Origin of the sequence: Pseudomonas pudica (assembly GCF_015680405.1) — a bacterium.
GTDB lineage: Bacteria > Pseudomonadota > Gammaproteobacteria > Pseudomonadales > Pseudomonadaceae > Aquipseudomonas > Aquipseudomonas pudica.
Genome location: NZ_JADLJS010000032.1, coordinates 26,479 through 48,336, shown reverse-complemented (window position 1 = coordinate 48,336; position 21,858 = coordinate 26,479). Strand labels below are relative to the sequence as shown.

The window sequence follows — 21,858 nt, the reverse complement described above, 5'->3', positions numbered from 1 at the left end:
GTTGTGCAAGACGCCACGAATCGAAACTGTCATGCAAACGTCATAGCATCGAATGGCACATTGCCTTGCATCAAGGCCAGCTCAACGGCTGTGTACCACGCGTTGGCGACAGCCTGCTATCGTGGCACGATTGCCGGGTTAACGACCGAGAACAACCAGATCATGCCGCATACCATCGCGAAGAACCTGTCCCTGATCGCCGCCATCGACCTTGGCTCCAACAGCTTTCACATGGTCGTGGCCAAGGCCCACCATACCGAAATCCGCATTCTCGAGCGGCTCGGCGAGAAGGTTCAGCTGGCCGCCGGCATCGACGAAGAACGCAAGCTCAGTGAAGAGGCAATGGAACGAGGCCTGGATTGCCTCAAGCGCTTTTCCCAACTGATCAACGGCATGCCGGCAGGCTCGGTGCGTATCGTCGGTACCAACGCCTTGCGCGAAGCGCGCAACCGCAACGAATTCATCCAGCGCGCCGAAGCCATCCTTGGCCACCCGGTCGAGGTAATCTCTGGCCGTGAAGAAGCGCGCCTGATCTACCTGGGCGTGTCGCACACCCTGGCCGATACCCCCGGCAAACGCCTGGTAGCCGATATCGGCGGCGGCAGTACCGAGTTCATCATCGGCCAGCGCTTCGAGCCGCTGCTGCGCGAAAGCCTGCAGATGGGCTGCGTCAGCTTCACCCAGCGCTACTTCCGCGACGGCAAGATCACCCCGGCCCGCTACGCCCAGGCTTACACCGCCGCGCGCCTGGAGCTGATGAGCATCGAGAATGCCCTGCACCGCCTGACCTGGGACGAGGCCATCGGCTCGTCCGGTACCATTCGTGCCATCGGCGCAGCCATCAAGGCAGGTGGCCTGGGCAATGGCGAGGTCAACGCCGAGGGGCTGGCCTGGGTCAAGCGCAAGCTGTTCAAGCTGGGCGAGGTCGACAAGATCGACTTCGAAGGGGTCAAGCCGGACCGCCGCACCATCTTCCCGGCGGGCCTGGCGATTCTCGAAGCGATCTTCGATGCCCTGGAACTGCAGCGCATGGACCACTGCGACGGTGCCCTGCGCGAAGGTGTGCTGTTCGACCTGCTGGGCCGCCACCACCACGAAGACGTGCGCGAACGCACACTGAACTCGCTGATGGAGCGCTACCACGTGGACCAGGGCCAGGCCGCGCGCGTCGAACGCAAGGCGTTGCACGCCTTCGACCAAGTGGCCGACGCGTGGGATCTCAAAGACGGGAACTGGCGCGATCTGCTGGGCTGGGCGGCAAAAGTGCACGAAATCGGCCTGGATATCGCTCACTACCACTACCATAAACACGGCGCCTACCTGATCGAGCACTCCGACCTGTCGGGTTTCTCCCGCGAGGACCAGCAGATGATGGCCTTGCTGGTGCGCGGCCACCGCCGCAACATCCCCAAGGACAAGATCGCCGAACTAGGTGAGGAAGGGGTCAAGCTGCTGCGCCTGTGCGTGCTGCTGCGCTTCGCCATCCTGTTCCACCACATCCGTGGCAACCAGCAGATGCCGAAGGTCGAGCTCAAGGCTGCCGACAGCAGCCTCGACGTGGCCTTCCCCGAGGGCTGGCTGGAACAGAACCAACTGACCCAGGCCGACTTCGCCAACGAGGCGGAGTGGCTTGCCCGGGTCGGCTTCGTCCTCAGCGTACGTTGAGGACCGGGTTGCTCAGGCGCTCCAGCAGGGTCGCCTGGGCACTGCGCGGGTTCTGGTTGCCGGTTGGCGTGCTGCGCACGTAGCGCCCGTCCGGCTGCAGGGTCCAGGCGTGGGTGTTGTCGGTCAGGTAGCCTTCCAGCTCCTTCTTCACCCGCAGCAACAGCTTCTTGCCCTCCACCGGGAAGCAGGTCTCGACACGCTTGTCGAGGTTGCGCTCCATCCAGTCGGCACTGGACAGGTAGATCTGCTCTTCGCCGCCATTGAGGAAGTAGAACACCCGTGTGTGCTCGAGGAAGCGGCCGATGATCGAGCGTACCTGGATATTGTGCGAAACCCCCGGAATTCCTGGGCGCAGGCAGCACATGCCACGCACCACCAGGTCGATCTTCACGCCCGACTGGCTGGCCTTGTACAACGCCTTGATGACCTTGGCGTCGGTCAGCGAGTTAAACTTGGCGATGATATGCGCCGGCTTGCCTTCGAGGGCGAACTGGGTTTCCCGCGCGATCATATCGAGCATGCCCTTCTTCAGGGTGAACGGCGCGTGCAGCAGCTTCTTCATGCGCAGGGTCTTGCCCATGCCGATCAGCTGGCTGAACAGCTTGCCGACGTCCTCGGTGAGGGCGTCGTCGGAGGTCAGCAGGCTGTAATCGGTGTACAGGCGGGCGTTGCCGGCGTGGTAGTTACCAGTGCCCAGGTGCGCATAACGCACGATCTCGCCCTGCTCGCGGCGCAGGATCAGCATCATCTTAGCGTGGGTCTTGAAGCCGACCACGCCGTAGATCACCACCGCACCGGCCGCTTGCAGGCGGCTGGCCATCTGCAGGTTGGACTCTTCGTCGAAGCGCGCCCGCAACTCGATCACCGCGGTGACCTCCTTGCCGTTACGCGCTGCGTCCACCAGCGCGTCGACGATTTCCGAGTTGGCCCCGGAACGGTACAGGGTCTGGCGCACGGCAAGCACGTGCGGGTCCTTGGCGGCCTGCCGCAGCAGGTCGATCACCGGGGTGAAGGACTCGAACGGGTGCATCAGCAGGATGTCCTGCTTGCCGATCACGCTGAAGATATTGTCGGCGTTCTGCAGCAGCTTGGGGATCGCCGGGGTGAACGGCGTGTACTGCAGCTCAGGGTGGCTGTCCAGGCCGGTGATGCTGAACAGGCGGGTAAGGTTGACCGGGCCGTTGACCTGGTACAGCTCGCTTTCGCTGAGGCTGAACTGCTTGAGCAGGTAGTCCGACAAGTGTTTCGGGCAGGTGTCGGCGACCTCCAGGCGCACTGCGTCACCGTAGCGGCGCGAGAACAGCTCGCCGCGCAGGGCGCGGGCCAGGTCATCGACCTCTTCGGAGTCCAGCGCCAGGTCGGCGTTACGGGTCAGGCGGAACTGGTAGCAGCCCTTCACCTTCATGCCCTGGAACAGGTCGTCGGCGTGCGCGTGGATCATTGACGACAGGAACACATAGTTGGCGCCAGGGCCACCCACCTCTTCCGGCACGCGGATGACCCGCGGCAGCAGGCGCGGGGCCGGAATGATCGCCAGGCCCGAATCGCGACCGAAGGCGTCGACACCCTCGAGCTCGACGATGAAGTTGAGGCTCTTGTTCACCAGCAGCGGGAACGGGTGAGTAGGGTCGAGGCCGATCGGGGTGATGATCGGGGCGATTTCGTCGCGGAAGTAGCGGCGCACCCAGGTCTTGAGCTTGGGGGTCCAGTGACGCCGGCGGATGAAGCGGATATGGTGCTTCTCCAGCTCGGGCAGCAGCACATCGTTGAGGATTGCGTACTGGCGCTCCACTTCACTGTGCACCAGGTCGCTGATACGCGCCAGCGCCTGGTGCGGCTGCAGGCCGTCGGCACCGGCCTGTTCACGAGCAAAGTTGATCTGCTTCTTCAGGCCGGCGACTCGGATCTCGAAGAACTCGTCGAGGTTGCTGGAGAAGATCAACAGGAACTTGAGGCGCTCTAGCAGCGGGTAGCTCTCGTCCAGCGCCTGCTCCAGCACGCGGATATTGAACTGCAACTGGGAGAGTTCGCGATGAATGTACAGGCTGCTGTCGTCCAGGCCCGGGATGATGATCGCCGGGGCCGGCGCGGGTGCCGGAGCCGCAGTCTCTGCCACCGGTTCCACGGCAGGCAGGGGCGCCGGCGGCAGGTCTGGCGGGGTCTGCACCATCTCTTCGGGGAGTTCCTGAGCATCCTTGATCGCGACAGGGGTTAGCACTTCATTATTCATCTGGCGTTCCTGAGGACGTTAACGCCCTATCATCTATTGAGCGGCAAGATAAGCGCCCATTATGACGCCTGTGTTACATGTCAGGGCAAGCCATGGCGCATGGCTTCTGGCATTCTCCGAGCAGGAATTGTTCATGTCGAGACACATTTGGACACTTTCACGAACGCGCGCGAAGGGGTAGGCTTCGCGTTCATTTCGCCAGCACCTCAGAAAATGCTTCAACAATTCCTGCAGGATTTCGGCTACTTCGCCCTTTTTCTAGGCACCTTCTTCGAAGGCGAGACCATCCTGGTGCTTGCGGGATTCCTTGCGTTCCGCGGTTACATGGACATCAACCTGGTGTGCCTGGTGGCTTTTTTCGGCAGCTATGCCGGCGACCAGCTGTGGTACTTCATGGGCCGACGCCACGGGCGCAGGATACTGGCACGCAAACCGCGCTGGCAGGCGATGGGTGACCGGGCGCTGGACCACATCCGTCGCCACCCCGACATCTGGGTACTGAGTTTCCGCTTCGTCTATGGCCTGCGCACGGTCATGCCGGTGGCCATTGGCCTGTCCGGCTACCCGCCACGCCGCTATCTGCTGCTGAATGGTCTTGGCGCGGCCATCTGGGCAGTGGCACTGGGCGCGGCCGCGTATCACTTCGGCGCCATTCTCGAAGGCCTGCTGGGCAACGTGAAGCGCTACGAGCTATGGGTGCTCGGTGGCCTGTTGGCGTTGGGCGGCCTGCTGTGGCTGCGTCGGCGCTTCCGCACATTGCGCGCGGAGCGCAAGGCGGCGGGCAAGGCCCAGCCCCCAGAGGCTGAGCAAGCTGTAAACCACGAGCAGCAACCAGGCCAGCGGCACGACCACCGCTAGGCCCAGTGCGCCTGCCAGGTACAGCGCCGGCGCATTCGCCAGCAGCCGTAACAGCTCCAGGCGCACGGCCCATGGTCGGTTCTCCAGCAGCGCGCCAAGCACGAACAAGCCAAACGCCATCAGCGCCCAGCCGAGCACCAGGGCGGCAGTTGGCACGCGATCGGCCACCTCCATCAGATAGCTGCCCAGCGCCACGTAACCCACGAATTGCGCCGCCACATAGGCCTGCTGCGCACGGCCCAGGGCAACCGCGAACTTGCGAAACAACGCCAGGTCCTGCTTGGCCTGCGGGTAGCGTGCGGCCACATCGGCCGGCCGCCAGCCGGTGGGCATGAACCAGATTCGCAGTTTGTCCCACGGGCTGTCGGCACGTCGGGCGTCGTGCCAGAGCTGGGCATAGAACTGCAGGTTTGCCCACAGCGGGTTCCAGCTGGCCAACGGCGTGGTCACCCCGAACACCACCGGCTCGGCCGGGTCTTCCTCTTTGAAGGTGCCGAACAGACGATCCCAGAGAATGAACACGCCGCCGTAATTGCGATCCAAGTAAGCAGGATTTTGCGCATGGTGGACGCGATGGTTGGATGGCGTGATCAACACCCACTCGAGCCAGCCCAGCTTGGGAATATGCCGGGTATGCACCCAGAACTGGTACAGCAGGTTGAGCGACGCCACCGTGATGAAAACCAGCGGCGGCACACCGAGCATCGCCAGCGGCAGGTAGAACAGCCACGAGAAGATGAACCCGCTGCTGGTCTGCCGCAGCGCCGTGGTGAGGTTGTATTCCTCGCTCTGGTGATGCACCGAGTGCGCAGCCCACAGCACGTTGCGCTCGTGGCCCAGACGATGCAGCCAGTAGTAGCAGAAGTCGTACAACACAAAAGCCAGCAGCCACACCCACCAGGCCTGCGGCGGCAGGCGCAGCAACGCCATGTGCTCGAAGACCAGGGCATAGGTCACCAGCCCCACCCCTTTGGTCAGCAACCCGGTACTGGTCGACAGCGCACCGGTGCTGAGGCTGTTGATCGAGTCGGCCAGGGTGAAGTTGCGCTGGCCGCGCACACGGTCGGCCAGCAGTTCGACGGCGATCAGCACGAAGAAGAACGGCACGGCCAGCAGGATCAGGTCCATGGGTACGACCTCAGGCGTTGTTCGCCAAGATTAGGCCGCGCTTGCAGGAATCCCTATGGCTACATCTGCCAAACTAGAGGACATTTAGCGCCTCGACACTGGAGTAAAAAGCATGACAAAAAAAGTAGCGGTGATTCTTTCCGGCTGCGGCGTTTATGACGGCGCCGAAATCCACGAAAGCGTGATCACCCTGCTGCGCCTCGACCAGCGTGGTGCGCAGGTGCAGTGCTTCGCGCCGAACATTGCGCAGATGCACGTGATCAACCACCTGACTGGCGAGGAAATGCCCGAATCGCGCAATGTACTGGTGGAGTCGGCGCGCATTGCCCGCGGTGAGGTCAAGGACATCCGCGAAGCCAAGGCCGAAGACTTCGACGCATTGATCGTGCCAGGCGGTTTCGGGGCGGCGAAGAACCTGTCCAACTTTGCCGTGGAAGGCGCCAACTGCAGCGTCCACCCAGATGTGCTGGCCCTGGCCGAAGCCTTTGCCGATGCCTGCAAGCCGGTTGGCCTGATCTGCATCTCGCCGGCGCTGGCAGCGAAGATCTATGGCCCTGGCGTGGTCTGCACCATCGGTACCGACGCTGGCACTGCGGCGGCCGTGACGAAGATGGGTGGCACTCATGAAGAGTGCGATGTCCACGATATTGTCGAGGACACCCAGCGCAAGCTGGTGACCACCCCGGCGTACATGGAGGCCAAGTCGATCAGTGAAGCGGCTGGCGGGATCTACAAGCTGGTGGATCGGGTGCTGGAGCTGACGCACGAGTAACGGGTGCAAGATTCAGAATCTGACGCGGTCTCCGTGGGAGCGGCCTTGTGTCGCGAAAGGGCCGCAGCGCGGCCCCGGCAATTTATGCGGCGAAGCTGAAATCCTGGGGCCGCTTCGCGGCCCTTTCGCGACACAAGGCCGCTCCCACACGTCGTGTCCATACCGCCAGCCGGGTCGCTTCAGGGTTTGGACAACCGGGCAATGATCCGGTCCAGCGCATTGGCAAACGCCTGCTTCTCGCGCTCGCCATAAGGCGCCTGCCCTCCCCCCACCTGGCCCTGCTCGCGCAGCTCGGTGAACAGGTTGCGTGCCGCCAGCCGATCCCCCATGTTGCGCTCGTCGAACTCGCGCCCGCGCGGGTCCAGGGCCGCCACGCCCTTTTTCACCAGGCGATCGGCCAACGGCACATCACTGCAGATCACCAGCTCGCCAGGCACGGCGTGCTCCACCAGGTAATCGTCGGCCGCGTCCATGCCGCTGGGCACCACGATCAGGCGCACGATCGCGAACGCCGGCTTGGCCACAGCCTGGCCCGCCACCATCACTACCTCGAACTTGCGCTTGAGGGCGAACTTGACGATCAGATCCTTGGCCGCCTTGGGGCAGGCGTCGGCATCGATCCACACACGCATCGGAAAACCTCGCAATCAGCTTGAGGCCGCCATCATGCCTCAAGCGCAACGAAAGCTGCAGCACCACCCAAGCCCGCTGGAAAAATGGCGCCAATATTTCAATTGCCGCTTATCCGACCCCGCTACTCAGGCTACACTCGCCACAGCTCCGCTGGCCTGCCCGAGTGCGCAATGAACCACCCCCACGAAATCCGCCCCGACCTGGACGAAGGCATCGACCGCAAGGTCCTGGCGACATTGCGTGCGCGCTTCCTGCGGCTCAATCAGGGCCGGCTGCAGCGGGCCCTGGAGGGCCTGTCGACGCGCCAGCAACAGGTGCTGACGCTGCTGCCGCTGCTGTTTCATGTGAACCATCCGTTACTGCCGGGCTATGTCTCCGGCAGCACCCCCGCAGGCGTATCGGGCTACGAGCCAAGCGCCGACCTGGTAGTCGAGGCCCAGCGCCTTGCCCGCTCCTTCACCTACAAGGCCCGCCATGGCAACCCGCCACAGCCCATCCACGGCCTGTTCCTGATGGGCAGCCTGGGCTCGCTGGCGCAAGCCGAGCAAAGCGACATGGACCTGTGGGTGTGCCATGCGCCCGGCCTGGCCGACGAGCTGCTGGGTGAACTGCGCCGCAAATGCCAGTTGCTGGAGGCATGGGCGGAAAGCCTGGGTGCCGAGGCACACTTCTTCCTGATCGACACGCAAGGTTTCGCCCAGGGCCAACGCGAGGGCCAGCTCGGTTCCGACGATTGCGGTACCACCCAGCACTACCTGCTGCTGGACGAGTTCTACCGCACTACTATCTGGCTGGCCGGGCGCACACCACTGTGGTGGCTGGTGCCGGTCTACCAGGAGCACGATTACCACGCCTATACCCAGACACTGCTGTCCAAACGTTTCATTCGCAGCCAGGACGCCCTCGACCTCGGCAACCTGGCGCACATTCCGCCCGGCGAGTTCGTCGGCGCTGGCTTGTGGCAACTGTTCAAAGGCATCGACTCGCCCTACAAGTCGCTGCTCAAGCTGCTGTTGACCGAGGCCTATGCCAGCGAACACCCCGCCGTACGCTGCCTGAGCCTGGACTACAAGCAAGCAGTGTTCGCCAACCAGCTCGACCTCGACGAGCTGGACCCCTACGTGATGGTGTACCGGCGCATCGAGCATTACCTGCTGCAGCGTGGCGAACACACGCGCCTGGAGCTGGTGCGGCGCAGCCTGTACCTGAAGGTGAACAAGAAACTCAGCGACCCGGCCCGGGCCAATGGCTGGCAGCGCCGGCTGTTGCAGCGCCTGGCCGACGAGTGGGGCTGGGACGAGCGCCAGTTGGCCCTGCTGGACAGTCGCAACCAATGGAAAGTGCAGCAGGTTGCCGTCGAGCGCCGTGAACTGGTGGCCGAACTGAACCACAGCTATCGCTTCCTCAGCGAATTCGCCCGCACCCAGAACGCCAGCAGCCGCGCCGACCAGCGCGATCTGAATGTGCTGGGCCGACGCCTTTATGCGGCCTTCGAGCGCCGCGCCGGCAAGGTCGAAGTGATCAACCCCGGCATCGCCCCAGACCTGGCCGAGGACACCCTGACCCTGGTCCAGGCGCCTAACCGCAGGGAGCCCGGCAGCTACCACTGGGAGCTATACACCGGCAACCTGAGCCCCCATGAGGTGGACCACTTCAGCCCGCTCAAGCGTTGCCGCGAGCTGCTCGAACTGCTGACCTGGGCCCACCGCAACGGGGTGATCGACAGCAGCACGCGCCTGGCGCTACACCCAGGCGTCAGCGACCTCAGCGAATTCGAGCTGTTCAACCTGGTCGGCTGCCTGCAGCAGAGCATTCCCCTGCCCTTGCCGACCGTCAGCGAGGTGCGCCTGCTGCAACCCAGCGTTGCCGAAGAGGTGCTACTGCTGGTCAACGTAGCCATCGACCCGCTGCGCCACCACCGCGACCTGAACATTCTGATGACCACCGAGCGTACCGACTCGCTGAGCTATGCAGGCGTGCGCGAAAACCTTGTCCTGACTCTGGACCAGGTCACGCTCAACAGCTGGAACGAGGTACTGGTCCAGCGCTATGACGGCGAGCACGCGCTGGTGCGCTGCCTGCGCGACTTCCTCAACAGCCCCGTGCTGCGCGGCCACAGACCGAGGGTGCGGGTGCGCTGCTTCTGCCAGAGCCGCGCCCAGGCCATCGGCCAACGCGTTGAGGAAATCTTCGACACAGTGCAGCTGCTGCTGGACCAGGGCCTGAACCACCGCTACCTGCTGCAGGTGGCCCAGCACACCCATGTGCTGGAGCTGCTGGCCGGGCATGTCAACCTCACCACCCTGGCCGAGCACGAGGCACTACTGGAGCATCTGGGCGAAGAGCGTAGCGCTTACAGCCCGCTGTACCTGGATGCCAACGCCCTGCAGGACCACGACCTGCACCTGGTGCTGGAGCAGGGCCGGCCGGCCTGCATCCAGGTGTTCTACCGCCTGCAGGGGGGCTGGGCCGAGCTTTACGTGCTGGATGAATACAACGCCCTGTGGCAGCAACGCCTGCCGCTGCACGATGAAGCCCACCTGCTGTTGCCGCTGCAGCGCTTTCTGCGCTCGGTGGTGATGCGCCGTGATGCCCGGCTGCCGCTGGACACCCAGCGAGCGGCCTCACTGGACATCCACTACGCGCAACTGTTGCCCTCCGGGCCAGGCAAGGCGCGCAGCATCGAGCCGCGCCAGGCTCCCGTCGAGGGTAGCGACCAGCCCTACTATGAAGTGCAGGCGATCATCCAGGCCGGGGTGGCGGGCGCGGCGCACGTGACGCTGTATTGCGACCAGCAGGAGTTTTCCGAACTGGAGCATGGTGAACAGCTGTATGCGGTGGTGGCCCGGCAGATCATCGGGCAGCGACGTGGCTCAGGGCAGTACCGCTGCTACATCACTGACCTGGATTTGTCCGAGTTGCTGGATGACCAGCTGGGGTCGACGCAGCTGTACCTGCGCTACAAGCGGGAGCTGGAGCAGGCCTTGAACGAGGGGTTGGAGCAAGTCTTGGCGGTGGGATCCTGAATTCGCAGCACAAGGCTGCTCCTACAGGTTGAAATGAGCTCTCTTGTAGGAGCAGCCTTGTGCTGCGAATGGGCCGCAAAGCGGCCCCTGGCCCTTACAGATCGAAATCGCCCGCCGCTTCCGGTTGATATTCCACTTCCAGCAGCTTCAGCTTGAGGGTCTTGCCCCCCGGGGCCGGCCAGTCGATCTGCTCGCCCACCGACAACCCCAGCAAGGCGCAACCAATCGGCGCCAGGATCGAGACGTTGCCTTCCTGCCCGGCATCCTTCGGATACACCAGGGTCAGGTGGTAGTCCTTGCCGCTGGCTTCTTCACGGCAGTGCACGCGCGAGTTCATGGTCACCACGCCAGCCGGAACTTCCTCGTGACCGACCACCTGCTCGGCGCGGTCAAGCTCGTCCTGCAGGGCGAGCACACCCGGCGTACTCTCGTCGAGGCTGTCGATCAGACGCTCCAGACGTTGTACGTCCAATCGGGTGAGGATGAGGGAAGGCTTGGTACTCATGATCCAGTCAGACTCCTTTGAACAGGCGATTTTCATCATGCAGATAAAGCAAAACCCCGCCCAAGGGCGGGGTTTGTGATGGCTTTGGCGTCACCGACGCAGAACCCGACGTTACCACAGCCGGGTAAATACTCAAGCCCCTGCGATCAGTGTGCCTTAGCCTGGTCGCGCAGGACCTGGGCCTCGCGGCAAATCTGCCGACGCCGTTCGTCATCGGCCGAACGCCATTCGCGGATGTGCTCGACATGCCGGTGGCAACCCGTGCAGACACGCTGTTCGTCCAGCCGGCAAATGCTGATGCAGGGCGATGGCACTGCGGGGCTGACGTTGCTGTAGAGCGGTTTGGGCGGACGGGCCGGCGTACTGCTCATGTCAGATCTCGTCGAAGTCCAGCTTCTCGCCGGCCCGTTCCCAGACGATGCGCTCGAGCATTTCGCCCAGCAATTCCTCGCTCTTTTCGCACACCCACTTGCCGCTGTCTTCGTCGTAGTCGAAGTGGAAACCGCCGGAGCGGTCGGCCAGCCACAGCTGGCGCAGCGGCTCCTGGCGGCTGAAGATCAACTGGGCGCCGCCTTCGAACTTGACGGTGAGGACGCCGGCGGAGTTCTCCATGTCCAGGTCCAGGCCGCTCTCGTCGAACAGGTCCTCCAGGGCCTGTTGGGTCGCGTCGACCAGATCATGGAAACGCGCTTCACTCAAACTCATTGCAGGAACCTCGAAATTGGCTGCGTTACAGGCAAGCCCGGCAAGATACGGGCGCTTGCCGCCGAATGCAAAGGTTTAGCCGCTACCTTCACTGGCATGAACTCAAAGCCAGCGCAGTACCTGTGGGAGCGGGGCTGGCCCCGGATCAAGGCGCGCGGGGGGTGGGGCCCGGGGTGGGGGGGGTGGCCGGGCCCTCCCCCGCTCCCACAGGTACTGCGAAAGGGCCCTTGCAGGCGGTAAGAATAGCCCGCCAGGCGGGCCGGCCCTTGCATAGGCAAGCCGCCGGTCGCTCGGTATACTCGGGCGCAATACTGCATATTTCTAAGGATTTCACCCATGAAGCGCCTGATTTCCTCCCTCGCGGCGCTGGTCGCTGTTGCCTGCCTCGTTTCGGCCTGCGGCCAGAAAGGCCCGCTGTATCTGCCAGAAGACGGCGATAACGGCAAAGCGCACAAGTCGCACCAGCACCAGCCAAAAGCCAAGCCGGCCCCGGTACAAGAGCAGCAGCCAGAGCCCGAGCTCGAGCCCGAGCAGTCGCCAGCGCAGTAAGGAAACCAGATGAACGCTTTCAACTACCGCGACGGCGAGCTGTTCGCGGAAGGCGTGGGCCTGGCGGCCATCGCCGAACGCTACGGCACCCCGACCTACGTGTACTCGCGCGCCCACATCGAGGCCCAGTACCGTAGCTACGCCGACGCCCTGCAAGGCACCGAGCACCTGGTGTGCTTCGCGGTCAAGGCCAACTCCAACCTCGGCGTGCTGAACGTGCTGGCGCGCCTGGGCTCAGGCTTCGACATCGTCTCTGGCGGTGAGCTGGAGCGCGTGCTGGCCGCAGGCGGCCGTGCCGACCGCGTGGTGTTCTCCGGCGTCGGCAAGACCCGCGACGACATGCGCCGTGCCCTGGAAGTCGGTGTGCACTGCTTCAACGTCGAATCCACCGACGAACTGGAGCGCCTGCAAGTGGTGGCCGCCGAGATGGGCAAGGTTGCCCCGGTCTCGCTGCGGGTCAACCCAGATGTCGACGCTGGCACCCACCCGTACATCTCCACCGGCCTGAAAGAGAACAAGTTCGGCATCGCCATCGCCGATGCCGAGGCCATCTACGTGCGCGCCGCGCAGCTGCCGAACCTGGAAGTGGTCGGTGTCGACTGCCACATCGGTTCGCAACTGACCACCGTCGAGCCTTTCCTCGATGCCCTCGACCGCCTGCTGGTGTTGGTCGACCGCCTGGCCGAGTGTGGCATCCACCTGCGCCACCTGGACCTGGGTGGCGGTGTCGGCGTGCGTTACCGCGATGAGGAGCCACCGCTGGTGGCCGAGTACATCAAGGCCATCCGCGAGCGCGTCGGCGACCGCGACCTCGCCCTGGTGTTCGAGCCGGGCCGCTACATCGTGGCCAACGCCGGCGTCCTGCTTACCCGCGTGGAATACCTCAAGCACACCGAGCACAAGGACTTCGCCATCATCGATGCGGCGATGAACGACCTGATCCGCCCGGCCCTGTACCAGGCCTGGATGGGCGTCAGCCCGGTCAAGCCACGCACAGGCGAAGGCCGTGCCTACGACCTGGTCGGCCCGATCTGCGAGACTGGCGACTTCCTCGGCAAGGACCGCGTGCTGAACCTGGCAGAAGGTGACCTGCTGGCCGTACAGTCCGCGGGCGCCTATGGTTTTGTCATGAGCTCCAACTACAACACCCGTGGCCGTTGCGCTGAAATCCTGGTCGACGGCGACCAGGCCTTCGAAGTACGCCGCCGCGAGACCATCGCCGAATTGTACGCTGGCGAAAGCCTGCTGCCGGAGTAAGCCCATGCTGCTGCGTTTTACCAAGATGCATGGGCTGGGCAACGACTTCATGGTCCTCGACCTGGTCAGCCAGCACGCGCACATTCAGCCCAAGCACGCCAAGCAATGGGGTGACCGCCACACCGGCATCGGCTTCGACCAGTTGCTGATCGTCGAGGCGCCGAACAACCCGGAAGTGGATTTCCGCTACCGCATCTTCAATGCCGACGGTTCCGAGGTCGAGCAGTGCGGCAACGGTGCGCGCTGCTTCGCCCGCTTCGTGCTGGACAAGCGCCTGACCGCAAAAAAGCGCATCCGCGTGGAAACCAAGAGCGGCATCATCGAACTGGACGTGCAGAACGACGGCCAGGTCAGTGTCGACATGGGCCCGCCGCGCTTCAACCCTCCCGAAATCCCCTTCGTCGCCGACGAGCAGGCGCTGAGCTACCCACTGGAAGTCGACGGCCAGGTGCATTCGATTGCCGCCCTGTCCATGGGTAACCCGCATGCCGTACTGCGTGTCGACGACGTGCGTACCGCCCCTGTGCACCAGCTGGGCCCGAAGATCGAGAACCACCCACGCTTCCCGCAGCGGGTAAATGCCGGCTTCCTCCAGGTCATCGACCGCCACCGCGCCAACCTGCGTGTATGGGAGCGTGGTGCGGGCGAAACCCAGGCCTGCGGCACCGGTGCCTGCGCCGCCGCCGTGGCGGCGATCAGCCAGGGCTGGATGGACTCCCCAGTGTCCCTCGACCTGCCTGGAGGCCGCCTGCACATCGAATGGTCCGGCCCCGGCAAGCCCGTGCTGATGACCGGCCCGGCCGTACGCGTCTACGAAGGACAGGTTCGTCTCTAAGCGAGTAACCGCCATGACCGATCAGCCCCAGGTTGTACCCAAGCAGTCCGCCGAGCTCGATGCCGAAGCGGTGGTCGCCTACCTGCGCGCCCACCCCACCTTCTTCGCCGAACACGACGAGCTGCTGATCGAACAGCGCATCCCGCACCAGCGGGGCGACAGCGTGTCGCTGGTGGAGCGCCAGCTCAAGCTGCTGCGCGACCGCAACATCGAGATGCGCCACCGCCTGTCGCAACTGATGGACGTGGCCCGCGACAACGACCGGCTGTTCGACAAGACCCGCCGGCTGATCCTCGACCTGCTCGACGCCGGCAGCCTGGAAGAAGTGGTGATGGCAGTCGAAGACAGCCTGCGCCAGGAATTCCAGGTGCCCTTCGTCAGCCTGATCCTGTTCGGCGAAAATGTCGCGCCGGTCGGGCGCTGGGTGAGCAACGCCGAAGCGCAGCAGGCCATCGGGGCCCTGCTGGGCGGCGGCAAGACGGTCAGCGGCAACTTGCGCGAGCACGAGCTGGCCTTCCTGTTCGGTGAAGAACAGCGCCGGGAGGTAGGCTCCAGCGCCGTGGCTGCCCTGGAATACCAGGGCCTGCACGGGGTGCTGGCGATCGGCAGCCGCGACCCGCAACACTACAAGAGCAGCGTCGGTACCCTGTTCCTTGGCTACATTGCCGAGGTACTTGGCCGCGTTGTCCCACGCGTTACCCAGACCCTGCGCCCGGTACGCTGATGGAACACCAGCTGGAGGCTTATTGCGCACACCTGCGCAACGAGCGCCAGGTGTCCGAGCACACCCTGCTGGGCTACCGTCGCGACCTGGACAAGGTGGTTGCATACTGCAAGGAGCACGGCATTGCCGGTTGGCAGGCGCTGCAAATTCAGCAGCTGCGCCAGCTGATCGCCCGCCAGCACCATCACGGCCAGTCCTCGCGCAGCCTGGCCCGGCTGCTGTCGGCGGTGCGTGGCCTGTACCGCTATCTCAACCGTGAAGGCCTGTGCCAGCACGACCCGGCCAGCGGCCTGAGCGCGCCCAAGGGCGAACGCCGGCTGCCCAAGGTGCTGGACACCGACCGCGCCCTGCAACTGCTCGATGGCGGTGTCGACGATGACTTCATCGCCCGTCGCGACCAGGCCATCCTTGAACTGTTCTATTCGTCGGGCCTGCGCCTGTCCGAACTGACCAACCTCGACCTCGATCACCTCGACCTCGCCGCCGGCCTGGTGCAGGTGCTGGGCAAGGGCGGCAAGGCCCGCGTGCTGCCGGTCGGCCGCAAGGCCCGCGAAGCCTTGCAGGCCTGGTACCGCCTGCGCGGCATCGGCAACCCACGCGACCGTGCAGTGTTCATCACCCGTCAGGGCAACCGCATCAGCCCACGCGCCGTCCAGCAACGGGTGAAGGCGGCTGGTGAGCGCGAGCTGGGCCAGCACCTGCACCCACACATGCTTCGCCACTCCTTCGCCAGCCACGTGCTGGAGTCGTCCCAGGACCTGCGCGCGGTGCAGGAGATGCTCGGCCACGCCGACATCGGCACCACGCAGATCTATACCCACCTGGACTTCCAGCATCTGGCCGCGGTGTACGACAGCGCCCACCCTCGGGCCAAACGCAGCAAAGGCACAGACTCATGAGCATCAAGCTGATCACCTTCGACCTCGACGACACCCTGTGGGATACCGCGCCGGTGATTGCCAGCGCGGAAGTCGTGTTGCGCGACTGGCTCGAAGCCAACGCCCCAATCCTTGGCGGCGTGCCGGTGGAGCACCTGTTCGCCATCCGCGAGCGCCTGGTGCAAGCCGAACCCGGCCTGAAGCACCGCATCAGCGCCCTGCGCCGACGCGTGCTGTTCCATGCCCTTGAAGAAGTCGGCTACAGCGAAAAGCATGCGCAGGAGCTGGCCAATGAAGGTTTCGAAGTATTCCTGCATGCCCGCCACCAGGTAGAGATTTTCCCGGAGGTGCAGCCGGTGCTGGAGATCCTTCGCCATAGCTACACCTTGGGCGTGGTCACCAACGGCAATGCGGACGTGAGCCGGCTGGGGCTGGCGGACTATTTCCGCTTTGCCCTGTGTGCCGAGGACCTCGGCATTGGCAAGCCGGACCCGGCGCCGTTCCTCGAAGCCCTGCGCCGCGGTGGCGTGGTCGCCAGCGCGGCGGTGCACATCGGTGACCACCCGGGCGATGACATCGCCGGCGCCCAGCGTGCCGGGCTGCGCGCGGTGTGGTTCAACCCGCAGGGCAAGCCTTGGGTAGGCGAGCAGGCGCCGGATGCCGAGATACAGCGCCTGTCGCAGTTGCCCGACATCCTCGCACGCTGGCGCTGACAGGGGCCGGCCCATTCGCGGGTAAACCCGCTCCCACAGGTTCACCACTGCCCTCAGGTCCTGCGCCGTCCCTGTGGGAGCGGGTTCACCCGCGAAGAGGCCGGCACAGGCAACCCATAACCCGCAGACACAAAAAAGCCCGCAGCGACGGCGGGCTTTTTTAGATCAGCCACTCAGATAGGGCGGCTGCCGTACTTGTTGTCCGGCTTCTTGGGCGGGTCGGCGACCACGTTGGCCTCGACTTCCTGAACCTTGCCGCCGCGAGCGAGGAACTCTTCCATGGCCTTGGCCAGGGCGTCACGCTCCTTCTGCTTGGCTTCCATGCTCGGCATTTCGTCTACCGAGACTGCGGCCTTGGATTTGCCCTTGGCAGCGGGTGCCGGGCTGCTGTCGTCATCGCCAGCGTCTTCGGCGCCGTCATCAGTTGCCGCTTCGAGGCCTTCATCGCCCTCGTCTTCGTCGCCTACTTCGAGGTCATCATTTTCCAGATCGTCGTCGCTCATGTTCTACCTCATGACTTGCGAAAAGCAGGTTAGTTATAGACCAGTGCAGCCGTAGACCGGCAGCCACCAGTGAAAATTCAACTGGCCGTGGGTTAGGCCACTGCCCTAGGGTCGGCGCTCCTGATGGGAGGCGGCACCCAGCAGGCCCTGCTCCTGGCAGGACCTGACAAATCCTTTAGCCCCTGCTGGCCACACGCTATTGGCAAGCCTAGCAAAGGCTGGCGAAGCGTGTGGACTACTCGTCAAACACCCTTCGGCGCGCATTCTAGCGCGCCAGCAGAAAAAGCAAAGCACCATGAATGCTCTGCGTTTTGTAAGATTTCCGCCTACGTCGCGAACGTGTCGAATAAACCGTTTGCCGTGCGGGAAATGCTAAAAATCTGGCAAAAAAATGCCCGGCAAGCCGGGCAAGTTTTTACCGCGTCGCAGTTACAGGTTGTAGCCGCGCTCGTTGTGCTGAGCCAGGTCGAGGCCGACCGACTCTTCTTCTTCGCTGACCCGCAGGCCCATCACCAGATCCAGCACCTTGAGGATCACGTAGGTGACGATGGCGGTGTAGACCACGGTGAAGATCACGCCCTTGGCCTGGATCCAGACCTGCATGCCGATGTCGGTGACGGTACCGAAGCCGCCCAGCGCCGGGGCTGCGAACACGCCGGTGAGGATGGCGCCGATGATACCGCCGATGCCGTGTACGCCGAACGCATCCAGCGAGTCGTCATAGCCCAGTTTGCGCTTGAGGCTGGTGGCGCAGAAGTAGCAGACCACACCCGAAACCAGGCCGATCACCAGGGCGCCCATGGGCCCTACGGTACCGGCAGCCGGGGTGATGGCGACCAGGCCGGCGACCACACCCGAAGCGATGCCCAGGGCGCTCGGTTTACCGTGGCCGATCCACTCGGCAAACATCCAGCCCAGGGCCGCGGCGGCGGTGGCGATCTGAGTAACCAGCATGGCCATGCCGGCGGTGCCGTTGGCGGCAGCGGCAGAGCCCGCGTTGAAGCCGAACCAGCCGATCCACAGCATGGCCGCGCCCATCAGGGTGTAGCCCAGGTTGTGTGGGGCCATCGGGGTGGTCGGGTAGCCCTTGCGCTTGCCCAGCACCAGGCAGCAGACCAGGCCAGCGATACCGGCGTTGATGTGCACCACGGTGCCGCCGGCGAAGTCCAGCACGCCCCAGTCCCACATCAGCGCACCGTCACCGCTCCAGACCATGTGCGCGATCGGTGCGTAGACCAGGGTGAACCAGATGCCCATGAACACCAGCATCGCGGAGAACTTCATGCGCTCGGCGAAGGCACCGACGATCAACGCCGGGGTGATGATGGCAAATGTCATCTGGAAGGTGATGAATACCGCTTCAGGGAACAGCGCGGCAGCCGAGGTCAGGTTCGAGGGCGTGACACCGGTGAGGAACGCCTTGGAGAAGCCGCCAACGAAAGAATTGAAGTTGAGCACGCCCTTTTCCATACCAGTGGTATCGAAGGCCATGCTGTAGCCGTAGACGACCCAGAGAATGCTCATCAGGCCAGTGATCGCAAAGCACTGCATCATCACTGACAGTACGTTCTTGGAACGCACCATGCCGCCATAGAACAGGGCCAGGCCGGGAATGGTCATGAACAGCACCAGCGCCGTTGCGGTCAGCATCCAGGCGGTGTCGCCGGAGTTCAGCGCTGGGGCAGCTTCCTCGGCCAGGGCAAGCCCGGGCATTACGAGGGACAATAGGGCTCCTAGCCCTGCGATCTTACGCAGAGTCATGTTGTTTTCTCCTGGGGCGTTGGGTTTGGTGAGGCTTTGTTGCTGCTTAGATCGCGTCGGTATCGGTTTCGCCGGTACGGATACGGATCGCCTGCTCCAGATTCACCACGAAAATCTTGCCGTCACCGATCTTGCCGGTGTTGGCTGCCTTGGTGATGGCTTCGATTACCCGATCAAGGTCCTTGTCATCGATGGCGACATCGATCTTCACCTTGGGCAGGAAATCGACCACGTATTCAGCACCGCGATACAGCTCGGTGTGGCCCTTCTGCCGACCGAAGCCTTTGACTTCGGTGACGGTGATGCCCTGCACGCCGATTTCCGACAGCGACTCGCGCACGTCGTCCAGCTTGAACGGCTTGATGATGGCTGTGACTAGCTTCATGAAACTCTCTCCCGATTTGGTGGACTTGCCCCAGGAAAACAAACCCGTCTCAAGTCTAAGCGCAGCGGTTGGCTTTGTAACGCGTCGTCGGCATCCGGCTCCGCGTGCGCACTGCCTGGTCACAAGGAACTGCATCAGTGCATGGCTCGCACTGGTCTTTGCAGAAACCTTGCCAGTTCCGTCAAAGCGCCAGAAAACAGTGAGTTATGTGAATCAGTCGGGATTGGCCAGTCGCCAGCATGGGAAACATGCACAATTTCGGTGCGCTCCGATGTGGCGCATTGCTCGAAAAACGTGCAACTGCGTTGCGAGGGCGAATGACTATTGTGGGCGCGGCCTTGAGCAATCAAGAGCCAGGTTCGCCCGTGCTACACTGCCGGCCATTTCCCAGTATCAGTGGACAGCCCCATGCTCGCGCCCAAAGCCCTTCTAGATGCCCTGAGCGACCAGGCCTCGCGCCTGTTCAGCAGCGATACAGCCCAGCCCCGTGCCGAACTGGAAAGCCAGTTCAAGCTGCTGATGCAAGGTGCCTTCAGCAAGCTGGACCTGGTCAGCCGCGAAGAATTCGACAGCCAGATGGTTGTGCTGGCGCGCACCCGCGCACGCCTCGAGGCATTGGAAAAACAAGTAGCCGAGCTGGAAGCCCGGCTTGACCCGACCCCACAGGATGAGTGAATGCAGCCCTCCAGCGCTTACTCGGTATTGTTGTTTTCCTACGGCACCCTGCAGGACAAGGCCGTGCAACTGGCCAACTTCGGCCGCGAACTGAGCGGGCAGGCCGACCGCATGCTGGGCTACCGCCAGGACTGGGTCGAGATCACCGACCCGGCCGTGCTGGCAGCCAGCGGCAAGTCCCATCACCCTATCGTTACCCCCAGCAACCAGGCCGACGACAGCGTGGCCGGCATGGTCTTCCAGATCAGCGAAGAAGAGCTGGCGGCAGCGGACCGCTATGAAGTCGCCGACTACAAGCGCGTGGCCGTCACCCTCGCTTCGGGCCTGACCGCCTGGGTTTATGTCCGCGCCTGAGTTCTTCGGGCGTGCAGCAGGCACGAACCCAACGGGGTAAGAATGCAATGGGCAACCCCTGCCTGAAAAACTAGGACGCACACTTCTTGCGCCGACCCGGGTCGCCGTCGCTATGCTTGCAAAGCCGCAGGAAGCGGCCCTGTTCAGCGACAACGGAGCGTCCATGTCCCTAGCCCTCGTCCACAGCCGCGCCCAGGTGGGCGTGCAGGCACCGGCGGTCAGCGTCGAAACCCACCTGGCCAACGGTTTGCCCCATCTCACTCTGGTCGGCCTGCCGGAAACCACGGTCAAAGAGAGCAAGGACCGAGTGCGCAGCGCCATCGTCAACTCCGGTTTGAACTACCCGCAGCGGCGCATCACCCAGAACCTCGCCCCCGCCGACCTACCCAAGGATGGCGGGCGCTATGACTTGGCCATTGCTCTGGGCATCCTCGCCGCCGATGGCCAGGTGCCCGCAGCTACCCTTGCCGAGGTCGAATGCCTGGGCGAACTGGCGCTGTCTGGCAAATTGCGCCCGGTGCAGGGCGTGCTGCCCGCGGCACTGGCGGCACGCGAAGCAGGCCGGGCGCTGGTGGTGCCACGGGAGAATGCCGAAGAAGCCAGCCTGGCAGGCGGGCTGGTGGTGTATGCGGTGGGGCACCTGCTGGAACTGGTCGCCCACCTGAACGGCCAGGTGCCGTTGCCGCCGTATGCCGCCAACGGCCTGATCCTGCAGCAACGCCCGTATCCGGACCTGAGCGAGGTGCAGGGCCAACTGGCGGCCAAGCGCGCCCTGTTGCTGGCGGCGGCCGGGGCGCACAACCTGTTGTTCACCGGGCCTCCCGGTACCGGCAAGACCTTGCTCGCCAGCCGCCTGCCGGGGCTGCTGCCACCGCTGGACGAGCACGAGGCACTGGAAGTGGCGGCGATCCAGTCGGTCAGCGGCCACACGCCTCTGAGTAGCTGGCCGCAGCGGCCTTTTCGCCATCCACACCACTCCGCCTCCGGCCCGGCACTGGTCGGCGGCAGCAGCCGGCCACAACCGGGCGAAATTACCCTGGCCCACCATGGCGTGTTGTTTCTGGATGAACTACCGGAGTTCGAGCGGCGCGTGCTGGAAGTGTTGCGCGAGCCTCTGGAGTCGGGCGAGATCGTGATTGCCCGGGCCCGCGACAAGGTGCGTTTCCCCGCACGTTTCCAGCTGGTGGCGGCAATGAACCCCTGCCCTTGCGGCTACCTGGGCGACCCCACTGGCCGCTGCCGCTGCAGTACCGAGCAGATCGCGCGGTATCGCAACAAGCTGTCCGGGCCATTGCTGGACCGTATCGACCTGCACCTGACGGTTGCCCGGGAGAGCACCACGCTGAACAACCAGCCCTGCGGCGAGACCAGTGCCGATGTGGCAGCCAAGGTAGCCGAGGCACGTGAACTGCAACAGCGGCGGCAAGGGTGTGCGAATGCGTTTCTCGACCTTGAGGGGTTGCGCCGCCACTGTGGGTTGGCAGCGGCGGACCAGGCCTGGCTGGAGGGGGCATGTGAACGGCTGACCCTGTCGTTGCGCGCAGCACACCGGTTGCTGAAGGTGGCGCGTACGTTGGCGGATCTGGAAGGTAGCCAGGCAATTGGCCGGGCGCATCTGGCCGAGTCCCTGCAGTACCGGCCGGGGAGCAGTTAGATTGCCGGGGCTGCTTTGCAGCCCATCGCCGGCAAGCCAGCTCCCACA

Annotated in this window: 21 protein-coding genes and 1 pseudogene; 13 read left to right on the top strand and 9 right to left on the bottom strand. The window is 64.0% G+C overall.

All coding sequences use genetic code 11. From position 1 onward, the window contains the following. Nucleotides 1-162 precede the first annotated feature (162 nt). Nucleotides 163-1,665 (top strand): exopolyphosphatase, encoded by a 1,503-nt coding sequence (gene ppx / locus IRZ77_RS19710; protein ID WP_046613640.1) that lies wholly within the window; start codon nt 163-165, stop codon nt 1,663-1,665. Here the strand turns inward: ppx and ppk1 are convergent. Beyond that, the gene (gene ppk1 / locus IRZ77_RS19705) at nt 1,652-3,895 is read right to left on the bottom strand and encodes a polyphosphate kinase 1 (protein WP_046613641.1); all 2,244 of its coding nucleotides are present in this window, start codon (nt 3,893-3,895) and stop codon (nt 1,652-1,654) included. The two genes, ppx and ppk1, sit on opposite strands and share 14 nt — an antisense overlap. A gap of 213 nt (nt 3,896-4,108) precedes the next feature. Between ppk1 and IRZ77_RS19700 the strand changes: the two genes are divergently transcribed. Next, nucleotides 4,109-4,753 carry a DedA family protein gene (locus IRZ77_RS19700; RefSeq protein WP_161797610.1) on the top strand — a complete coding sequence of 215 codons (645 nt, stop codon included), beginning with the start codon at nt 4,109-4,111 and terminating at the stop codon, nt 4,751-4,753. Between the two features lie 501 nt (nt 4,754-5,254). Here the strand turns inward: IRZ77_RS19700 and IRZ77_RS27000 are convergent. Beyond that, nucleotides 5,255-5,683, bottom strand: a pseudogene (locus tag IRZ77_RS27000) (sterol desaturase family protein); the annotation flags it as partial. Nucleotides 5,684-5,993: 310 nt separating this feature from the next. Between IRZ77_RS27000 and elbB the strand changes: the two are divergent. After that, a complete protein-coding gene (elbB, locus tag IRZ77_RS19690) occupies nt 5,994-6,653 on the top strand; it encodes an isoprenoid biosynthesis glyoxalase ElbB (protein ID WP_025341066.1) in 660 nt (219 codons plus the stop codon). Nucleotides 6,654-6,832: 179 nt separating this feature from the next. Here the strand turns inward: elbB and IRZ77_RS19685 are convergent, their stop codons facing one another. Then, nucleotides 6,833-7,285: a YaiI/YqxD family protein gene (locus IRZ77_RS19685; RefSeq protein WP_013974739.1), complete on the bottom strand. Its 453-nt coding sequence runs from the start codon at nt 7,283-7,285 to the stop codon at nt 6,833-6,835. Nucleotides 7,286-7,456: 171 nt separating this feature from the next. Here IRZ77_RS19685 and IRZ77_RS19680 point away from each other — a divergent pair, with 171 nt between their 5' ends. Then, entirely contained in the window at nt 7,457-10,312 is a 2,856-nt protein-coding gene (locus IRZ77_RS19680) for a class I adenylate cyclase (protein WP_135001808.1), read from the top strand. Nucleotides 10,313-10,406: 94 nt separating this feature from the next. On the opposite strand, the gene rnk is transcribed toward IRZ77_RS19680, so the two are convergent. The 3 genes from rnk to cyaY form a co-directional block, all read right to left on the bottom strand. Beyond that, nucleotides 10,407-10,817, bottom strand: coding sequence for a nucleoside diphosphate kinase regulator (rnk, locus tag IRZ77_RS19675; protein ID WP_108481292.1), 411 nt, complete (start codon nt 10,815-10,817; stop codon nt 10,407-10,409). A gap of 146 nt (nt 10,818-10,963) precedes the next feature. After that, nucleotides 10,964-11,188: a DUF1289 domain-containing protein gene (locus IRZ77_RS19670; RefSeq protein ID WP_046613648.1), complete on the bottom strand. Its 225-nt coding sequence runs from the start codon at nt 11,186-11,188 to the stop codon at nt 10,964-10,966. Between the two features lies 1 nt (nt 11,189). Continuing rightward, nucleotides 11,190-11,522 carry an iron donor protein CyaY gene (gene cyaY / locus IRZ77_RS19665; protein ID WP_004575827.1) on the bottom strand — a complete coding sequence of 111 codons (333 nt, stop codon included), beginning with the start codon at nt 11,520-11,522 and terminating at the stop codon, nt 11,190-11,192. Nucleotides 11,523-11,858: 336 nt separating this feature from the next. Here cyaY and lptM point away from each other — a divergent pair, with 336 nt between their 5' ends. Genes lptM through IRZ77_RS19635 form a run of 6 tightly spaced genes read left to right on the top strand, consistent with a single transcriptional unit; the run spans nt 11,859 to nt 16,478 of the window. Continuing rightward, nucleotides 11,859-12,071 carry an LPS translocon maturation chaperone LptM gene (gene lptM, locus IRZ77_RS19660; protein ID WP_052970498.1) on the top strand — a complete coding sequence of 71 codons (213 nt, stop codon included), beginning with the start codon at nt 11,859-11,861 and terminating at the stop codon, nt 12,069-12,071. Nucleotides 12,072-12,080: 9 nt separating this feature from the next. Beyond that, nucleotides 12,081-13,328 carry a diaminopimelate decarboxylase gene (lysA, locus tag IRZ77_RS19655; RefSeq protein WP_046613649.1) on the top strand — a complete coding sequence of 416 codons (1,248 nt, stop codon included), beginning with the start codon at nt 12,081-12,083 and terminating at the stop codon, nt 13,326-13,328. A gap of 4 nt (nt 13,329-13,332) precedes the next feature. After that, nucleotides 13,333-14,163: a diaminopimelate epimerase gene (gene dapF, locus IRZ77_RS19650; RefSeq protein WP_196174219.1), complete on the top strand. Its 831-nt coding sequence runs from the start codon at nt 13,333-13,335 to the stop codon at nt 14,161-14,163. Nucleotides 14,164-14,176: 13 nt separating this feature from the next. Then, nucleotides 14,177-14,887, top strand: coding sequence for a DUF484 family protein (locus IRZ77_RS19645; protein ID WP_085602252.1), 711 nt, complete (start codon nt 14,177-14,179; stop codon nt 14,885-14,887). Continuing rightward, entirely contained in the window at nt 14,887-15,786 is a 900-nt protein-coding gene (gene xerC / locus IRZ77_RS19640; protein WP_046613652.1) for a tyrosine recombinase XerC, read from the top strand. The genes IRZ77_RS19645 and xerC overlap by 1 nt, the downstream gene beginning before the upstream one ends. Further along, nucleotides 15,783-16,478, top strand: coding sequence for an HAD family hydrolase (locus IRZ77_RS19635; protein ID WP_085602250.1), 696 nt, complete (start codon nt 15,783-15,785; stop codon nt 16,476-16,478). The genes xerC and IRZ77_RS19635 overlap by 4 nt, the downstream gene beginning before the upstream one ends. A 173-nt stretch (nt 16,479-16,651) precedes the next feature. Here IRZ77_RS19635 and sutA read toward each other — a convergent pair whose 3' ends face one another. The 3 genes from sutA to glnK all read right to left on the bottom strand — a co-directional run bounded on the left by sutA (nt 16,652) and on the right by glnK (nt 19,127). Further along, nucleotides 16,652-16,981, bottom strand: a complete 330-nt coding sequence (gene sutA, locus IRZ77_RS19630) for a transcriptional regulator SutA (RefSeq protein ID WP_135001810.1) — start codon at nt 16,979-16,981, stop codon at nt 16,652-16,654. A 429-nt stretch (nt 16,982-17,410) separates the two neighbouring features. Beyond that, nucleotides 17,411-18,742: an ammonium transporter gene (locus IRZ77_RS19625; protein WP_046613654.1), complete on the bottom strand. Its 1,332-nt coding sequence runs from the start codon at nt 18,740-18,742 to the stop codon at nt 17,411-17,413. Between the two features lie 46 nt (nt 18,743-18,788). After that, nucleotides 18,789-19,127 carry a P-II family nitrogen regulator gene (glnK, locus tag IRZ77_RS19620; RefSeq protein ID WP_002555808.1) on the bottom strand — a complete coding sequence of 113 codons (339 nt, stop codon included), beginning with the start codon at nt 19,125-19,127 and terminating at the stop codon, nt 18,789-18,791. 408 nt (nt 19,128-19,535) lie between these two features. On the opposite strand from glnK, the gene IRZ77_RS19615 reads away from it, so the two are divergent. From IRZ77_RS19615 to IRZ77_RS19605, 3 genes are all read left to right on the top strand, one after another. Then, entirely contained in the window at nt 19,536-19,802 is a 267-nt protein-coding gene (locus IRZ77_RS19615; protein WP_135001811.1) for an accessory factor UbiK family protein, read from the top strand. Beyond that, a complete protein-coding gene (locus IRZ77_RS19610) occupies nt 19,803-20,156 on the top strand; it encodes a gamma-glutamylcyclotransferase family protein (RefSeq protein WP_046613656.1) in 354 nt (117 codons plus the stop codon). A 163-nt stretch (nt 20,157-20,319) separates the two neighbouring features. Next, the gene (locus IRZ77_RS19605; protein ID WP_046613733.1) at nt 20,320-21,810 is read left to right on the top strand and encodes a YifB family Mg chelatase-like AAA ATPase; all 1,491 of its coding nucleotides are present in this window, start codon (nt 20,320-20,322) and stop codon (nt 21,808-21,810) included. Nucleotides 21,811-21,858 lie beyond the last annotated feature (48 nt).

Excerpts from the sequence above, each read along its gene's own strand:
- IRZ77_RS19605 (WP_046613733.1), top strand. The coding sequence starts at position 20,320 with ATGTCCCTAGCCCTCGTCCACAGCCGCGCCCAGGTGGGCGTGCAGGCA.
- glnK (WP_002555808.1), bottom strand. The coding sequence starts at position 19,127 with ATGAAGCTAGTCACAGCCATCATCAAGCCGTTCAAGCTGGACGACGTG.
- cyaY (WP_004575827.1), bottom strand. The coding sequence starts at position 11,522 with ATGAGTTTGAGTGAAGCGCGTTTCCATGATCTGGTCGACGCGACCCAA.
- IRZ77_RS19645 (WP_085602252.1), top strand. The coding sequence starts at position 14,177 with ATGACCGATCAGCCCCAGGTTGTACCCAAGCAGTCCGCCGAGCTCGAT.
- ppk1 (WP_046613641.1), bottom strand. The coding sequence starts at position 3,895 with ATGAATAATGAAGTGCTAACCCCTGTCGCGATCAAGGATGCTCAGGAA.
- sutA (WP_135001810.1), bottom strand. The coding sequence starts at position 16,981 with ATGAGCGACGACGATCTGGAAAATGATGACCTCGAAGTAGGCGACGAA.
- lysA (WP_046613649.1), top strand. The coding sequence starts at position 12,081 with ATGAACGCTTTCAACTACCGCGACGGCGAGCTGTTCGCGGAAGGCGTG.
- xerC (WP_046613652.1), top strand. The coding sequence starts at position 14,887 with ATGGAACACCAGCTGGAGGCTTATTGCGCACACCTGCGCAACGAGCGC.
- ppx (WP_046613640.1), top strand. The coding sequence starts at position 163 with ATGCCGCATACCATCGCGAAGAACCTGTCCCTGATCGCCGCCATCGAC.
- IRZ77_RS19610 (WP_046613656.1), top strand. The coding sequence starts at position 19,803 with ATGCAGCCCTCCAGCGCTTACTCGGTATTGTTGTTTTCCTACGGCACC.
- IRZ77_RS19685 (WP_013974739.1), bottom strand. The coding sequence starts at position 7,285 with ATGCGTGTGTGGATCGATGCCGACGCCTGCCCCAAGGCGGCCAAGGAT.
- rnk (WP_108481292.1), bottom strand. The coding sequence starts at position 10,817 with ATGAGTACCAAGCCTTCCCTCATCCTCACCCGATTGGACGTACAACGT.
- IRZ77_RS19680 (WP_135001808.1), top strand. The coding sequence starts at position 7,457 with ATGAACCACCCCCACGAAATCCGCCCCGACCTGGACGAAGGCATCGAC.
- IRZ77_RS19670 (WP_046613648.1), bottom strand. The coding sequence starts at position 11,188 with ATGAGCAGTACGCCGGCCCGTCCGCCCAAACCGCTCTACAGCAACGTC.
- elbB (WP_025341066.1), top strand. The coding sequence starts at position 5,994 with ATGACAAAAAAAGTAGCGGTGATTCTTTCCGGCTGCGGCGTTTATGAC.
- lptM (WP_052970498.1), top strand. The coding sequence starts at position 11,859 with ATGAAGCGCCTGATTTCCTCCCTCGCGGCGCTGGTCGCTGTTGCCTGC.
- IRZ77_RS19635 (WP_085602250.1), top strand. The coding sequence starts at position 15,783 with ATGAGCATCAAGCTGATCACCTTCGACCTCGACGACACCCTGTGGGAT.
- dapF (WP_196174219.1), top strand. The coding sequence starts at position 13,333 with ATGCTGCTGCGTTTTACCAAGATGCATGGGCTGGGCAACGACTTCATG.
- IRZ77_RS19625 (WP_046613654.1), bottom strand. The coding sequence starts at position 18,742 with ATGACTCTGCGTAAGATCGCAGGGCTAGGAGCCCTATTGTCCCTCGTA.
- IRZ77_RS19700 (WP_161797610.1), top strand. The coding sequence starts at position 4,109 with ATGCTTCAACAATTCCTGCAGGATTTCGGCTACTTCGCCCTTTTTCTA.
- IRZ77_RS19615 (WP_135001811.1), top strand. The coding sequence starts at position 19,536 with ATGCTCGCGCCCAAAGCCCTTCTAGATGCCCTGAGCGACCAGGCCTCG.